The sequence below is a fragment of the Amycolatopsis sp. FU40 genome (assembly GCF_021903635.1).
Lineage (GTDB): Bacteria > Actinomycetota > Actinomycetes > Mycobacteriales > Pseudonocardiaceae > Amycolatopsis > Amycolatopsis dendrobii.
Map to the genome: position 1 here is coordinate 7976070 of NZ_CP091381.1, position 14626 is coordinate 7990695.

Below are 14626 nucleotides of genomic sequence, written 5' to 3' on the forward strand. Positions count from 1 at the left end.
TCAGCCGACGTCGCGCCGCCGCCAGCCGGTCAGGCCCACCGCCAGCACGACTGCCGAAACCGCCAGCAACACCACCAGCGGCACCGCGCTGAACACCGCGCCGGGCACCTTCGGCGGATGCTGGAACGGCGAGACGTCCAGCAGCACCTGCGGTGCGTTGACGACCGGCCCGAACATGCTGATCAGCAACGCCAGCGCCGCCACGCCCCAGGCGGCGGTCGCCAGTTTCGGCAGCAGGCCGAAGATCAGCGCGGCCACCGCGACGATCACCCACGCCGCGGGCACCTGCACCGCGACGGCCGCGACCATGTTCCCGACCGAGCGGCCGACGTCTCCACTGCGCAGCCCGTTCGACAGCCCGAGCAGCACGCCTCCGACGAGCACGAGCAACGCGCTGCCGAGGAACGCGAACACGAGGTGGCTCGCGGCCCAGCGCAGCCGTCCGACCCGCGTGGCCAGCAGCGGTTCGAGCCGGATCGAGGTTTCCTCCGTGCGCATTCGCAGCGTCGCCTGCACGCCGTAGAGCGAGGCGAGCATCGCGAACAGGCTGACCATCGTGGCGAGGAAGGCGCCGACCAGTCCGTGCGAACCGCCGAGCCGCTCGAAGATCTGCCTGCTCTGCTCGGTGCCGCCGACCAGGCCGGAAATGCCCTGCGCGATCGTCCCGAACAACGCGCCGCCGACCGCGAGTCCGATGAGCCAGCCGAACAACGGACCCCGCTGCAGCCGCCAGGCCAGCGAAAACGGCGATCGCAGCGACGGTGCGGCTTCGCTGGGTCCCAGTCGCGGCGGAAGCAGGCCGACGCCGACGTCGCGACGCGGCAGCAGCGCGTAGGCCACGACAAACAGCACGAGCGTGGTCGCGACGGGCAAAATCAGGACCCACCAACGTTCTTCGGCGAACGGCCGGATCTGCTGCGCCCAGCCGAGCGGCGACAGCCACGACAGCCAATGCGCGTCGGTGGTCGAATCACCCGCGCCACGCAACAGAAACGCGACGCCGAGCACGGCCGTGCCGATGCCGTTCGCAGTCCGTGAGTACTCGCCGAGCTGCGCGGCGACCGCGGCGACGCCGGTGAAAACCAGCCCGGCGAGCGCGGTGCTCGCGCCGAGCGCGACGGAACCCGCCGCGGGAACCTTCGCCGCCAGCGTGATCGCTTGCAGCACCCCGATCAGCACGCTCGCTCCGCCGGTCACCGCGAGCGCGGCGGTGAGCGGTGCGTATCGACCGACCACAGTGGACGCCAGCAGTTCGGCGCGGCCGGTGTCCTCCTCCGCGCGGGTGTGCCGGGTGAGCGTGAAGACGGCCATCAGGCCGGTCAGCAGCGCCAGGAACCCGCCCATTCGCCAGGCGATGAACCCGCCCGCCGTGCCGAGGTTGAACGCCGGGCCGTAGAGCAGCGCGAACGACGGGTTCGCGGCGGCCGACGCGACGAGCCCGGCCCGGCTCGCGGCGGTCGGATAGAACTGGTCGTAACTGCTGATCGTGGCTACCGGGATGAGGCTGAGCAGGACGATCCAGATCGGCAGGATGATCCGGTCGCGGCGCAGCGCCAGCCGGATCAGCGGCCCGGTGCCGTTGAGCGCGCCGCTCATTTCCCGGCCTCGAGTTCGTCGGCGTAGTGGCGCAGGAAGAGTTCCTCGAGCGTCGGCGGCCTGCTCTCCAGGCTGCGCACGCCGATCTGGGTCAGCTGGCGCAGTGCGTCCTCGAGCGAGCGCGTTTCCACGTCGAAGCGGACGCGGTTGCCGTCCATCTTGAGGTCGTGGACGTCGGGGAGTTTGGCGAGGCCGTTCGGCGGTCCGGCCAGCTCCGCGGTGATCGACGTGCGGGTCAGATGGCGCAGTTCGGCGAGCGTGCCCGACTCGACCGCGCGGCCGTTCCGGATGATGCTCACCTTGTCGCACAAGGCTTCCACCTCGGCGAGGATGTGGCTGGACAGCAGCACGGTGCGGCCCTGCGCGCGTTCTTCCTGGATGACCTCCTGGAAGGTGGCCTCCATCAACGGGTCGAGGCCCGAGGTCGGCTCGTCGAGCAGCAGCAGGTCCACAGTGGACGCGAGTGCGGCGACGATGGCGACCTTCTGCCGGTTGCCCTTCGAGTACGTGCGGCCCTTCTTGCGCGGGTCGAGGTCGAAGCGCTCGACGAGTTCCTCGCGGCGCTTCTGGTCGAGCCCGCCGCGCAGCCTGCCGAGAAGGTCGATGACCTCGCCGCCGGACAGGTTGGGCCAGAGGTTGACGTCGCCGGGCACGTAGGCGAGCCGCTGGTGCAGGCTCGCCGCGTCGCGCCACGGATCGCCGCCGAGCAGTCGGACTTCGCCGGCGTCGGCGCGCAGCAGTCCGAGCAGGACCCGGATCGTGGTGGACTTCCCGGCGCCGTTCGGGCCGAGGAATCCGTGTACTTCCCCCGCGGGAACCTGAAGATCAAGGCCGTCGAGGGCCTTCACCCGGCCGAATGCTTTGTGCAGGCCGGAGATCGCGATGGCGTTTCCCATGGTTCGGAAGCTACACTCTTTTCATGAAGTTGTGAAGTTAAGAAAACGTCTGGACCGAGTGATCTTCCAGGCGCGCGTGGGAGAGGATGGACGGATGACGACGCCTGAGACGAAGAGAGACGAGGACGCCGTCCGCCGATACGTGGAGAGCCTGGGCCTGGTGATGGCTCAGATCGGCATGCAGCGCATGTCAGCGCGGGTGTTCGCGGCGCTGATGACGACCGACTCGGGGCAGCTCACGGCTGCCGAACTGGCGGAGCAGCTGTCGGTGAGCCCGGCTGCGATCTCCGGCGCGGTGCGGTATCTCGACCAGGTCGGCCTGGTGCGGAAGGTTCGCGAACCCGGCGAACGCCGCGACCACTACCAGCTCTACGACGACCTCTGGTACGCGACTTTCCTCAAGCGCGACCGTTTCCTGATCATGTGGCGCGACGCGGCCACCGAGGGCATCGACGCGCTCGGCCCGGACACTCCCGCCGGGAAACGGCTCGCCGAGATGCGGGACTTCCTGGCATTCATGCTGGTCGAGGTCAACAACCTGTACGACCGGTGGCACGAACTGCGGAAAAATCGCGACTAGCCGAGTTTTTCCAGCGTCTCGACGAGCTGTTGGGCAAGGCCTGGCCGGGGCGGGCGTTCCTCGAAAGACGCGAGGAACGCCTCCTGGAAACACGCGCCGAGCAGCAGCCGGGCCGCGGCTTCGACGTCGAGATCGGCGCGCAGTCTGCCCAGCTTGACCTCCGCGGCCAGATAACCGGCGACGTGCTGGATCGGCAGGTCGGGGCCGTTTTCGAGGGTGTCCCGGTGGGTGCGGAGCAGCTCGCGCGAGGAGAAGATCGAGACGGAGATCGGGAAGCTCGCGCAGTAGAAGGCCAGCGCCGTGGTGGCCAGCTCGGCGAGATTGTCGCCGAGCCCGGCCTTCTCCGGATGTTCGGTGAGCCTCGCCGCCGTGGCGGCAAGGTCGGGCAGCTCCTCTTTCAGCACCGCGAGGAAGAGCGCGGTCTTGTCGCGAAAGTGCTTGTACAGCAAGGCTTCCGAGTACCCCGAGGCTTGCGCGATCGCCTTGGTCGTGGCGTGCGCGTACCCCTGCTCCCGCATGACCGCCGCCGCCGCGGCGACGATCTCCTCGCGGCTTCCCATGCTGTGCTCCCTGAGGGTCTTCTCAGTGTGGTGAGTGTTCACTTACCCTAGCTGGTAAGTGAACACTCACCCCCTCTTTGGAGGCCTCTCATGAAGATCACCGTCCTGGGTGCGAGCGGCCGGATCGGCGGCCTGGCGGTGCGTGACGCGCTGGCCCGCGGATGGCATGTCACCGCCGTGGTCCGCGACCCCGCGCGATTGACCGTCCCCGCGCACCCCCGATTGGACGTTGCGGTTCACTCCCTGACCGACCCCGGCCTGGCCGACGCGGTGACCGGCCGTGACGCGGTCGTACTGGCCCTCGGCCCCGCGGACCTCAAGCCGACGACGGTCAACTCCGACGGCACCCGCTCCGTGGTCTCCGCCCTGCATGGCTCCCAGACGCGCTTCGTGGTGGTGAGCGCATCCGGCCTGCCCGCGAAGGGGGACAGCCTGTTCTCGAAGCTGGTGCTGAAGCCGTTGCTGGGCGTGGTGTTGCGCAACGGATACGCCGACCTGCAGCGGATGGAGTCGATCCTGCACGAGGCCCCGGACGTGCGGTGGACGATCGTGCGCCCGACGAGGCTGACGGACAAACCCGCACGGGACCACGTGCGCAGCGAGGTGGGCCGGGATGTGCGGCGGAGGTTCCAGATCCCGCGGGCGAACGTGGCGCGGTTCTTGCTGGACGCGGCCGAGGACGATGCGCTGATCGGGAAGACGGTGTCGATCGCACAGTGAGCGGGCTGTCTGCGGTTGCAGACGGCCGTGGCTGGGTTGCCGCTGGTGCGGACGTGCGGCGGTGCTTGCGGACCTTGCCGCGTGCGGTGGGGTTGGCCGCGGGCTTTGCCGCCCGTGGCGTGATTGCTCGCGGGCTGCCGCCCGCGGCGGGACCGCCTGCGGACCCTGCCACCTAGCCGTGGACTCTGCCGCCTGCGGCGGGATTGCCTGAGAATGCGAACTCATCGGCGAATCGCACAACCCGTCCTCGCCGAGGCCGATCGCGACGCCGGGCGGTTGGGCTGGGACTGCCCGCAGCCCCGGCCGCCCGTGACTAGTGGCTCTGTCGGCGGTTGCAGACACGCTGCTGGCAGCGGTCTTTCGCCAACTATCCCCAAGGTTGTCCACAACTCACATTCCCTGTGGACAACTCCCCTCGATGCCCCGGATCTGTCGTAGCCCCTCGTTACTGTCGGAGGCATGGCAGTTCTTCGGCTGTTCCTCCTCTTCCTCATGGCACCCGTGCTCGTCGCGCAGGCAGTCCGGGTGCGTCGGACGACTCCGCGGCTTCCCGGGGCCACGGGGCCGATCGAGGGCACTCTCGGCACCGGGCGACCGCTGCGGCTCACCGTCATCGGCGAGTCGACGGTGGACGGCGTCGGCGCACTCACCCACATGGACGCGCTCACCGGGCAGCTCGCGCTGGGGCTCGCCCGCGCGTACCCGGACCGGGAAGTGCAGTGGCACGCGCTGGGCATCACCGGCGCGTCGGCGCGGGTGGTCCTCGACGAGTTGGTTCCGCGAGTCCGGGAGGCGGACGTCGTGGTCGTCGTCCTCGGCGTGAACGACACCCTGGAACTGCACTCTGCCGCGCGGTACCGGCGGGACCTGCTGGCGATCGTCGTCGAGGTGCGGCGAAGGGCCGGCGACGTCCCGGTCGTTCTCGCGGGCGTGCCTCCGCTGGCGAGTTTCCCGTCCTTGCCCCGGCCGCTCCGGGACTTGCTTGGCGCGCGATCGGTCGCGCTCGACCAGGCGGCGCGAGGGCTGACCCGGCTTCCCGGGGTCACGCACATCCCGTTGGCTCCGGGATTGCTCCGTCCGGGAATGTTCGCTGCTGACCGTTTTCACCCTGGCCCCATCGGTTACCGCGCCTGGGCCGCCGCGCTCTCGGAGGGGTTACCGATCGTCACTGACGGTTGGCATCCGGGGGAGGTCGCGCGGCCATCCTGACCGGCAGGTTCACAAAATCCCCAAAATCTTTGGCGCTCCGTGTATCTAGGCGCACCCTGGATGCGTCCTATGGGGCGAACCAAGGAAAAGGGAGGGCCACATGCCTGCGGATCAGAAGGACGAGCGGCAGCCGGGAACCACCGTTCCGCCCGTCAAGACGAGCCCCGCGCCTGGGGCGAACCGGGGAGTGCAGCCGGACGGCAACCACGAGCCGCTCGACGACACCGGTACTGCCAAGTAGCGAGACGGGCGGCGCCCGGGAGCCGAGGGGGCTGCCGGACGTCGTCAGCCGGAGGGGTTCGGGGAGGAATCCCTTCCGGCGGAGCCCGAAAGGGGAGCGGGCTCCCCTGGGGGCGGGAAGCACCGGCCGGCACGGACGAACAGTTCACGCCGGCCGGTGCGCACCCGCACGAACGCACGCGACCGGCGACCTGCTCGGCACAAGGGGGCGAGCAGGCCGCCGGCCAGTGCGAAGCGACCGACGCACGTGACGACAGGGACTGGCCACACCGCCGGTCCGGTTCCGCTCGGCTCGGGTCTGGGGGACCCGGCCCGGCCGGACGGGTTCGGAGGGGACCCGGCCGGCCGCCGAGCCCACCGGACAGCGGCAACGGCCAGCCCCAGGCGAACCGGCTCGCGGGCTGGCGCGGCAGGACAGGTTCGGGGAGCGGCCTGTCCGGCTGGCGGAGTTCGCGATCTGGTTCGGCGGGACTTGGCGGATCAGCGCGGCGGATCAGCGCGGTGGGACAGGCCGGGGAGGGCTTGTTCGGCTGGCGGGTTCCGCGAGTTGGTCCGGCGGGTTGGCGTGGCTGGACAGGCCTGGGGAGGGCTTGTTCGGCTGGCGGGCTTGGCGGATCGGTCCGGCGGAAGTGGCGGATCGGCCTGCGGGCTGGCGCGGCGGGACAGGTCCGGGGAGGGCTTGTTCGGCTGAGCGGATCTCGCGAGGGGTTCGCGGAACTGGCGGGTCACGCGGGCTGGCGCGGCGGAACAGATCCGGGGAGGGATTTGCCCGGGCTGGCCGGCTTCGCGGGCCGGTCCAGCCGGACTGACGGATTGGCTTGCCAAGCCCATCCGGCCGAACGGACCTCGGGGAGGGGTTCGCGCGGGCGGCGGGTTGTGCGGGCTGGTCCGGCTGGGGGTCGGCTCGCGGCTCGGTCCGGTCAGGCGGGTTCGGGGAGGAATCCGCCTGACCGGACCGAGCGCGTGAGCTGACCTGATCAGGTCAGCCGGGGGATTCAGGGGAGGGATCGATCCGGCGGGACAGGCGAATCAGCTTCCGGGCTGGTGCGGACGGGCGGATTCAAGGGAGGGATCCGTCCGGCCGAACCGGTCCGGCGGGGCGCGATGGGTCGTTGGGGGACTCATCGGGTCCGGTGGAGCTGCCGGGACACGGCCGTGCTGGAGGGGGAGCCCAGCCGGTCGGGTCCCGGCGTCCTGGCGGCTCCGAACCTGCTTGACCTGCACAAACACGCAACCGAAAGGCACGAAAACCGCACCGAGGACCGCACCAGCGGCCGCCCCGACCGGCTCGTGAAAAAAACTCACCCGGAAAAAGTCAGAGATTGATGTATCCCAGAGCCAGTTGTTTGCTCCTCAACCAAGAGCCCACCCACGGGGCACACACCGTGCCCCTGGACACCATCCGCATCATCGACACCACTGAAAGAGCGCGCATCATTCACGATCGATCCGGTACCCGACCGGAGAGGCGACCCGCGACGGGCCCGGACGTGCCGACACGACCGGAGGCTTGCTCGCCCAGGTCGGCCCACCTCCGGAGTGAGGCAGCTACGGTGACCGACGTGCACACCACCGAGGTAGACCCGCCCTGGGAAGGCTTGACCGGCGCCGACCTGCACGCCGCGTGCATGGAAGCGGCGCGGGGCGGCGATCGGCGCGCCATGGCGAAACTCGTCGACGAGCTGACACCGCTCGTGTGGCACGTCGCGCGCGCCAACGGGCTCGATCGGCAAGTGGCCGAGGATGTGGTCCAGACCGTGTGGCTCGCTCTGTTCAGCCAGCTCGCGAAGCTGCGCGATCCCCGCGCGCTCGCCGCCTGGCTGATCACCACGACTCGCCGGGAGGCGACCCGTCCCTATGGCAGGCGCGCCCAGCCGGTGCCGCTGTCGGACGAGGTCGCCGCGACGCTGGAAAGCGATCACCCCGCACCTGAGGAGGAGGCCGTCCGCGCCGACCGCGACCGCCGGGTCTGGCGCGCCTTCCTCCGGCTGCCCGCACGCTGCCAGGAGCTGCTGCGGCTGACCGTTCTCGCCGGCCGCGCCGAGTACCGGGCGGTGGCCGAGGCTATGCAGATGCCGCGCGGCAGCGTCGGGCCCACCAGGGGCCGCTGCCTCGACTCGATGCGCGATCTGCTCGCAGGAGAAGGGGGTGCCCGGTGAGCGACAACATCGGCAGGCCGGGACACGGCCACGCGGTTCCGGACGACGAGGCCATCCTGGCCGACATCGGCCGGTTCCTCGACGAACTCGACCCGCCGCCGGACGATCTGGTGCAGCGGGTCCAGTTCGCGCTCGAGCTCGAGAACCTCGACGTCGAGGTCGCGCGGTGGGAACGGCTCGACGAACTGTCGGGCGTGCGCAGCACGGCGACCGGCACGATCACGTTCACCGTCAGCGACCTGACCGTGATGATCAACCTGACCAAAATCGGGAAGGTGCACCGGATCGACGGCTGGCTCGCGCCCGCGGGCGAGTACGACGTGGAGGTCCGGGTCGCCGATCACGGCACGTTCGCGACGGCGACCGACGAGGGCGGCCGGTTCGTGCTCGAACGCGTCCCCTGCGGAACCACGCAGATCCTCGTGCACCTCGGCGCCGGCCCGCACCGCCGCACCGTCGTCACGCCGACCGTCGTGCTCTGAGAAACCCGGACGGGCGTTATGGAGAGTGGCGGAGGTGTGCTCCCATAGAGTCCGTGTCCGCGCCCGTCCATGATCGAACGATCGCGGCGGCGTCCGATCTGTACGCGCGCGGCCGGGCCGCCGCGTCCGACCAGCGGCCCGGCATCGCGGTGCGGTTGTTCCGCAGCGCGCTCACGCGGCTGGCGCGCGTCGCCGAACCGCTGCCCGAACACCGGGAACTGCAGGTCCGCGTCCTGGTGAGCCTCGGCGCGGCCGAAGCCGAGGTCGCGTCCACCGACGCCGGTCTCGTGCATCTCGAAACCGCGCGGCAGCTTCGCGACCAGCTTCCGGAGAGCAAGGTCGCCCGCGAACTGGGCTTGCTGGTCACCGGCCAGCGCGCGGTGGTGCTGATGCGCGGCGGCCGGTTCAGCGAATCGCTTTCGGTGTACGACGCCGTCATCCCCGGCATCGAGGCCGAGTTCGACGACGGCCGCCGGACGCTGGTCGTCATGCTCCTGAACCGCGCGCTCGTGCACATGGCGCTGAACCAGCCGGACGCTGCGCGAGCCGACCTCGAGCGGGCGCTCGACTTCGCCCGCGAAAACGGGCATACCTTGCTCGAAGGCAAGATCCGGCAAAACCTCGGCGACCACGCGCAGCTCATCGGCGACGTCCCGCAAGCCCTGTCCAGCTACGAACAAGCCGCGCGGATCCTCGTCACCGAATCCCCCGGTTCGATCCCGTTGATCCGGCTCGACCAGGCCCGCGCGCTGCTCACCGCGGGCCTCGCCGACGAGGCGGGCAGGCATCTCGACGAGGCGCTGCCGGAGTTGCGCGCCAACGGATCCGGCCAGCACATCGCGGAAGCCGAGGTGGCCCGGGCCGCGGCCGCGTTGCTGGAGGGCGATTTCGCGTTGGCGCGAAAGTCCGCGTCGGACGCGCGGCGCCGATTTCTCCGTCGCGGCAATCGAACGTGGGCCGAGATCGCCGGTCTGGCCCGGTTCCGGGCGGAAGCGCAGCAGGTCTTGTCGGACCGCAAGGGGCGCTCTACCTCGCGATTGCCTGCCGAACTCGTCTCGATCGCCGAACGGCTGGCGGCGCTCGGACTGCGTGACGAGGCGGCGGTCGCGCGGCTCTTCGCGGTGCGATTGCTGATCCGCCGCAAGGAAATCGCCGAAGCCTCGCTCGTTCTCACGCACGTGCCCGCTCCGCGTGCGACGTCGCCGGTCGACCATCGGATGCTCTTCCGGCTCTGCCGGGCGGAGCTGGCCGTGGCCGAAGACCGGCCGCGCGCGGCGCTCGCGCAGGCTCGCGCCGGACTGCGTGAACTCGGCACGATCCGCGACCGGATGGGCGGGCTCGACCTGCTGTGCGGCACGGCCGTGCACGGCGAGGAACTCGGCAGGCTGGCGATGCGCCTCGTGCTGCGGCGCGCGCGGCGGAACGCGGCGGGCGCGCGGCGGATGTTCGCCTGGCTCGAACGCACCCGGGCACAGGTCTACCGGTACGAACCGCTGCCGGTGATCGAGGATCCGGTGCTGGCCAAGCACATCAACGAAATGCGGCACATCCAGCGCACCATCCAGCGCGCCCGGCTGGAGGGCGAGCCGGTGAAGGCGCTGGAGCAGCGGTACACCGAACTGCAGCGCGAGGCGAGCAGGCTCGGCTGGTACACGAGCCAGTGGGGCCGTCCGCGGCCGGTCGCGACACCGGACGAGGTCGTCGCCGCGCTCGGCGATCGCGTGCTGGTGAGTTTGGTGCCCTACAACAATCAGCTGTACTCGGTGGTCGTCGACCGCGGGACGTTCCGGCTGCTCAAATTGGGTCCGCTCGACGACATCGTGGAGACCGCGACCCAGCTGCACGCCGACCTCGACGCGCTCGCGCCGGACCATCTGCCGCCGATGCTGGCCGAGACGGTGTCCGCGTCCGCGCGCCGCCGGGCGGAGAAGCTCGACGCGCTGATTTCCGCGTCGCTGGTCAAAACGCTCGACGACCGCGAGCTCGTGATCATCCCGATCGGCCAGCTGTACGCGATGCCGTGGGGCGCGTTGCCGTCGCTGCGCGGGCACCCGGTGTCGATCGCGCCGTCGGCGACCGCGTGGATCACCGCGAAGCGCCCGGCGGAGGACGGTCCGGTGCTGCTCGCGGGCGGTCCTGGCGTGCCGGGTGCGGTCGGCGAGGTGAGCAAGCTGCGCTCGGTGTACCCGGACGCGCAACTGGTCGAGGGCGAAGCCGCGACGAGCGCGACGGTCCTGACCGCGTTGGACGGCACCCGCTTGGCGCACCTGGTCGCGCACGGCGCGCACGAGCCGGCGAACGCGCTGTTCTCCCGCGTCGAACTGGTGGACGGCCCGCTGTTCGCGCACGAGACGACCCGGCTCGCGAACCCGCCGGAGCGGGTGGTGCTGGCCGCGTGCGAGCTGGCGATGAGCCACATCCGGCCGGGCGAGGAAGCGCTGGGCTTCGCCGGAACGCTGCTGGCGAGCGGTTCGAAGACGGTCATCGGCGCGGTGGCGCGCGTCGGCGACCGGGCGGCGGCGGACACGATGGCGGATCTGCACCGGCGGCTCGCCGAGGGGACCTCGCCGGCGTTGGCACTGGCTGAGGCGGTGGCGGTGGACCCGATGCGGCGGCCGTTCGTGTGCCTCGGGGCCGGCTGAGCGCGCGGGGCTGGCGAAGCAGCGACGTCGTGAGTGTTTATGCCGGTTAGAACCGGCATAAACACTCACGAGGCTCAGCCGAGGAAGTCGGCCAGCGGAACCGGCGTCAGGCCGTCCTTCTTGGCCTGGGCGATAAACGCTTCGTAGTCTTCCTTGAACGTCTTGCGGAAGTGCATCAGCACGATGTCGCCGGGACGGAGCTTGTCGCCGGTCTGGAACTGGACGACACCGTCGTTGACCGAGGCGGTCCACAGCACCGAAGCGCGCATCCCGCACTCCGCGGCGGCCTTCAGCGTGTTCTGGTCGAAGTTGCCGAACGGCGGGCGGAACAGCGTGGGCCGGATGCCGAGCGAGGCCTGGAAGTCGTCGGCGTCGTCGCAGATTTCCTTTTTCTGGAAGTCCAGCGGTTTGCCCTTGAGGTTCGGGTGGTTGACGGTGTGGTCGCCGAGCACCGCGCCGGTCGAGTCGAGGATGGCCTTGAAGTACGCCTCGTGGCCCTTCACGTACCGGTTGTTCAGGAACAGCACCGGATGCCCGCCGGACTGCTGGATCAGGCTCTGCGCCGACGGGTCCTTCACCGCGCCGTCGTCCATCGTGATGAAGACGTACGGTTTGTCGGTCTGGATGCGGCGGACCACGGGGACCTTGCCGTCCTGGATCGGCGCGACCTTCTGCTGCACGGTGCCGAACGGGTACGGCCCGGGCGGCGGACCCGGTTTCTGCGCGCCCGGCGCGGGGTTCGCCTGTTCCGGGGGTTGACTCGAGTCCGGGCTGGAGCACGCCGACAGCACCAGCAAACCGGCCAATGCCGCCGCCAGCCACCGTTTCGCCATGCCGCTTCCTTTCCCTCGGGGTCACCCGAGGGGATGACGTCTGTGCTCCGGCATTAGTTGATCGTTGTGGTGCAGCGCACCCGGTCAGGCAGCATGATTGCCCGCTTTGGCCAGCTGGGTGGCCAAAAATCCGATCACGCCGCGCAACGCTGCGAGGGCTGCCGGACCCGTTCCGGGGATGCGTTCGGCGAACGAACCCGACCACCTGAGGTCCGTGCCGCCGTCGGCGTTCGGGGTGAACGCCACCTCCGCACGATAGTCGTGGACGGGGCTGAAACCGTCGAATGTGTAGACGTGCCGCCGATCCGGTACGTATTCGAGAGTCCGTTCGCGGATCCGAACCGGCCACAATCCGACTTCCCGGACAGCGCCGACCCGCCCGTCGTCGCCGAGCGCCGCCCAGCGGGACTGCCACACGAGCGGTCGCGCCCACGTCGACCACTGAGTCCCGTCGCTTTCCAGCCGGAACAGCACCGGAGGCGGCGCGCTGCTCACCTTGTTCACCTCGAACGAGTACCTGCGATCCGGCATGAAACCTCCTCGAACACGTTGTTGGCCGAGCGACAAATCAATCCCGGACGGCCCCGGTAGGTCAAGATGGTGCGGTGAGCCGCCCCGACTTCGCCGCGCCGCACTGGCTGACGCAGCTTCTGCGTTCCAAACCGGTTCCCATTCCGTGGAACATGGTCGCTCGCGCGGTGGTCGCGTTGGCTACTCCGCTGGCGGTCGCCTACGCGGCGGGCGACATCGCGGTGGGCGCGCTGATCTCCACCGGCGCGCTGCCGACCGTGCTGTCCGAAGCCGCCGGGGCCTACCGCTACCGCGCACGCCGGCTGGGCGGCGCGACGTTCGCGGCCGGGATGGGCTACCTCGTCGGGCTGCTGACCGGCGGTATGCCCGCCTGGTCGATCCCGGCGATCGTGGTCATAGCGGCGATTTCCGCGCTCATCAGCGCCGCGGGCAGCAACGCTTCGGTGGCCGGGCTGCAGATGTTCGTCTTCTGCGTGCTCGGCACCGCGCAGCACGCGACCGGCGTACGCACCGAAGTGCTCTTCGGCTACTTCTGCACGGGGGCTGGCTGGGGCTTGCTGGTCGCGCTCGGCACCTGGACGCTCCGCGCCACGAGCCCCGAACGCACCGCCGTCGCACAGGTCTACATCGAACTCGCGGCGATGCTGTCGGCCGAGGACGAACCGACTTCGCGGGTCGCGCGCCATCAGTTGACCACCGCGATGAGCACGGCGTACGACCGGTTGCTGGTCGCGCGCTCATGGCTGTCCGGGCGAGACGCGGCGTATCGCCGGCTGCTGAACCGCCTGTCCGCGACGACGCCTGCGGTCGAAGCGTCGGTCGCGATGGTCAACGCCGGACAGCGCCCGCCGGACGAGGTGATCGACTACCTGACCCGCGTCGCCGCATCAGTGCTGGCGAGCCAGCCGCTGCCGCCCGCGCCCGAGTTGCCGGACGAGAACGCCGACGCGGTCGTCAGCGCGCTTTACGCCGGACTGGCGCGGATCGGGAAGCTCGACGATCGCAAGCGCCGCAAGAAAGTCTCGCTGCTGCGCCGCCTGCGCGAGTGGGCGAGCGGGCTTTCCGGACCGCTGACCTGGCTGGCGACGCTGCGGCTCACGGTATGCGTCGCGGTGGCCGAAGTGGTGGCGCTGATGGTGCCGTTCGAGCGGTCGTACTGGATCACGCTCACCGTCGGCGTGGTGCTGAAACCGGACTTCGGCTCGGTGTTCGGCCGCGCGGTGCTGCGCGGGATGGGCACGGTCGCCGGCGTCGGGATCGGCGCGGTGGTGCTCGCGTTCGGCGCGCGCGGCTGGGTGCTGGTGGTGCTGATCGCGGTGTTCGCCGGCGGGGCCGCGGTGGGGAAGGTGCGCAACTACGGGATGCTCGGCACCTTCGTGACGCCGCTGATCATCCTGCAGATGGACCTCGCCAACACCGGCAGCTGGACCGTCGTGCTGGCACGGCTGGTCGACACCGTGATCGGCTGTGTGATCGTGCTCGTCGTCGGCTATCTGCTGTGGCCGGGTTCGCGACGACCGACCGTCGGGGGGCGGCTGGCGGACAGTTTCGACACGGTCGCCAAGTACGTCCGCACCGCGATGGTGCTGAACTCGACCAGCGAATCGCGGCTCGCCCGGTCGCGGGCCCGGCGCGGGGCGTACCGCGCGCTCGCGGACCTGCGGACGGCGTTTCAGCAGGTGATCGTGGAGCCGTCGCCCGCGGGACGGCAGGCGGTGGCGTGGTGGCCGGTGATCGCGGGGCTGGAGCGGGTGACCGACGCGGTGACCGAGGTCGGCGTGACCATCGGCGAGGGCGCGCCCGCTCCGTCGCCCGCGGACATCGAACTGCTCACAGACGCGTTGGCGGAGCTGGCTTCCGCGGTCCGCGAGCAGCGGGACCCGGATTCGGTGCCGATGCCGGACAACCCGCGGCTCGCCGGGGTGGTCGACCAACTCGGCTCGACGTTCGACGCGGTACGCGGCCCGGACCTGGTGGAACGGTCGCCGCTGCGGCTGGTGCGCCGGTTCCTGCCTTATCACCGGCGCACCTGAGCACCTGAGCACCTGAGCCGCGCACCGGTGCCGAGAGCGCCCCAATGCCACATTGGGTGCGCTGGACGCACCGAATGCCACATTGGGTGCGTGGGATGCACGCAATGCCACTTTGGGGCGCACCTTGGCCCACCCTGGAGGCGGA

The 14626-nt window shown here is 70.3% G+C and carries 13 protein-coding genes; 8 read left to right on the plus strand and 5 right to left on the minus strand.

The window, feature by feature from the left end; translation table 11 throughout:
* On the minus strand, positions 1-1596 hold the full coding sequence (locus L3Q65_RS37680; RefSeq protein WP_237597794.1) for an ABC transporter permease: 1596 nt from the start codon (positions 1594-1596) through the stop codon (positions 1-3).
* Entirely contained in the window at positions 1593-2492 is a 900-nt protein-coding gene (locus L3Q65_RS37685) for an ABC transporter ATP-binding protein (protein ID WP_182893764.1), read from the minus strand. The genes L3Q65_RS37680 and L3Q65_RS37685 overlap by 4 nt, the downstream gene beginning before the upstream one ends.
* Positions 2493-2586: 94 nt before the next feature.
* On the opposite strand from L3Q65_RS37685, the gene L3Q65_RS37690 reads away from it, so the two are divergent.
* A complete protein-coding gene (locus tag L3Q65_RS37690; protein WP_182893765.1) occupies positions 2587-3072 on the plus strand; it encodes a GbsR/MarR family transcriptional regulator in 486 nt (161 codons plus the stop codon).
* Here the strand turns inward: L3Q65_RS37690 and L3Q65_RS37695 are convergent.
* Positions 3069-3632 carry a TetR/AcrR family transcriptional regulator gene (locus tag L3Q65_RS37695; protein ID WP_182893766.1) on the minus strand — a complete coding sequence of 188 codons (564 nt, stop codon included), beginning with the start codon at positions 3630-3632 and terminating at the stop codon, positions 3069-3071. The two genes, L3Q65_RS37690 and L3Q65_RS37695, sit on opposite strands and share 4 nt — an antisense overlap.
* A gap of 90 nt (positions 3633-3722) precedes the next feature.
* On the opposite strand from L3Q65_RS37695, the gene L3Q65_RS37700 reads away from it, so the two are divergent.
* From L3Q65_RS37700 to L3Q65_RS37725, 6 genes are all read left to right on the plus strand, one after another.
* Complete coding sequence (locus L3Q65_RS37700; RefSeq protein ID WP_182893767.1) at positions 3723-4352, plus strand: NAD(P)-dependent oxidoreductase; 630 nt, start codon at positions 3723-3725, stop codon at positions 4350-4352.
* Positions 4353-4811: 459 nt separating this feature from the next.
* Entirely contained in the window at positions 4812-5561 is a 750-nt protein-coding gene (locus L3Q65_RS37705; protein WP_182893768.1) for an SGNH/GDSL hydrolase family protein, read from the plus strand.
* A 100-nt stretch (positions 5562-5661) separates the two neighbouring features.
* Positions 5662-5802 (plus strand): hypothetical protein, encoded by a 141-nt coding sequence (locus L3Q65_RS37710; protein ID WP_158242475.1) that lies wholly within the window; start codon positions 5662-5664, stop codon positions 5800-5802.
* Between the two features lie 1552 nt (positions 5803-7354).
* A complete protein-coding gene (locus L3Q65_RS37715; protein WP_009071544.1) occupies positions 7355-7960 on the plus strand; it encodes an RNA polymerase sigma factor in 606 nt (201 codons plus the stop codon).
* On the plus strand, positions 7957-8442 hold the full coding sequence (locus L3Q65_RS37720) for a carboxypeptidase regulatory-like domain-containing protein (RefSeq protein WP_182893769.1): 486 nt from the start codon (positions 7957-7959) through the stop codon (positions 8440-8442). Before L3Q65_RS37715 ends, L3Q65_RS37720 begins: the two co-directional genes overlap by 4 nt.
* Before the next feature lie 53 nt (positions 8443-8495).
* Positions 8496-11084 (plus strand): CHAT domain-containing protein, encoded by a 2589-nt coding sequence (locus tag L3Q65_RS37725; protein ID WP_237597795.1) that lies wholly within the window; start codon positions 8496-8498, stop codon positions 11082-11084.
* A gap of 74 nt (positions 11085-11158) precedes the next feature.
* On the opposite strand, the gene L3Q65_RS37730 is transcribed toward L3Q65_RS37725, so the two are convergent.
* Both L3Q65_RS37730 and L3Q65_RS37735 read right to left on the minus strand, forming a co-directional pair.
* Positions 11159-11917: a polysaccharide deacetylase family protein gene (locus L3Q65_RS37730; protein WP_182893771.1), complete on the minus strand. Its 759-nt coding sequence runs from the start codon at positions 11915-11917 to the stop codon at positions 11159-11161.
* An 84-nt stretch (positions 11918-12001) separates the two neighbouring features.
* On the minus strand, positions 12002-12448 hold the full coding sequence (locus tag L3Q65_RS37735; protein WP_182893772.1) for an SRPBCC family protein: 447 nt from the start codon (positions 12446-12448) through the stop codon (positions 12002-12004).
* A gap of 74 nt (positions 12449-12522) precedes the next feature.
* Between L3Q65_RS37735 and L3Q65_RS37740 the strand changes: the two genes are divergently transcribed.
* Positions 12523-14481: an FUSC family protein gene (locus tag L3Q65_RS37740; RefSeq protein ID WP_237597796.1), complete on the plus strand. Its 1959-nt coding sequence runs from the start codon at positions 12523-12525 to the stop codon at positions 14479-14481.
* Positions 14482-14626: the final 145 nt, after the last annotated feature.